Origin of the sequence: Pseudomonas sp. P7759, assembly GCF_013386445.1 — a bacterium.
Lineage (GTDB): Bacteria > Pseudomonadota > Gammaproteobacteria > Pseudomonadales > Pseudomonadaceae > Aquipseudomonas > Aquipseudomonas azotoformans_A.
On sequence record NZ_JACART010000131.1, the window covers coordinates 1 to 685 of the forward strand.

Annotated in this window: 2 protein-coding genes; both read left to right on the forward strand. The window is 66.0% G+C overall.

Annotation, left to right across the window (positions count from 1 at the left end; translation table 11 throughout):
* Positions 1–449 (forward strand): rhodanese-like domain-containing protein (locus tag HX823_RS31600; RefSeq protein WP_256350349.1); only part of this gene is annotated, 449 nt, incomplete at its 5' end.
* 94 nt (positions 450–543) lie between these two features.
* A partial coding sequence (locus HX823_RS31605) for a TauD/TfdA family dioxygenase (RefSeq protein WP_177078567.1) occupies positions 544–685 on the forward strand: 142 nt, incomplete at its 3' end.

Genomic DNA, 685 nt, shown 5'->3' on the forward strand with positions numbered 1-685 from the left:
CGCACACCCTCAGCGACTGGCTCGGCCATGGCGACACCGTGGTGCTGGACTTCACCGCCAGCGCCAACTACGTCAAGCGCCACATCCCCGGTGCCTGGTGGGCCCTGCGCGCGCAACTGCCCCAGGCCCTGGCCAAGGTGCCCGCCGCGCAACGCTACGTGCTGACCTGCGGCAGCAGCCAGTTGGCGCGCCTGGCGGTGGCCGAAGTCGAAGCCCTCACCGGCAAGCAGGTGTTCCTGTTGCAGGACGGCACCGCTAGCTGGATCAACGCGAAACTGCCGTTGGAAGAAGGTGAAACTCACTTGGCCTCACCGCGCATCGACCGCTACCGCCGCCCGTACGAAGGCACCGACAACCCCAAGGAAGCCATGCAGGCCTATCTGGATTGGGAATTCGGCCTGGTCGACCAACTGGCCCGCGACGGCACCCATGGTTTCTACGTGATCTGACTCACCCAACCTGCCTGCCCCCACACCGGGTGCAGGCCCGACATCCGACCCCTCTCCAGGCGGAGGCTGAACCCACATACGAGAGGACACCCGCATGACCCTGCACATCACCCGCCTGGAACCCACGATTGGCGCCGAAATCGCCGGCATCGACCTGCGCCAGCCGCTGACCACCGCCCTGCGTGACGAACTGCGCGAACTGCTGCTGAAGCACAAGGTGCTGTTCTTCCGCGATC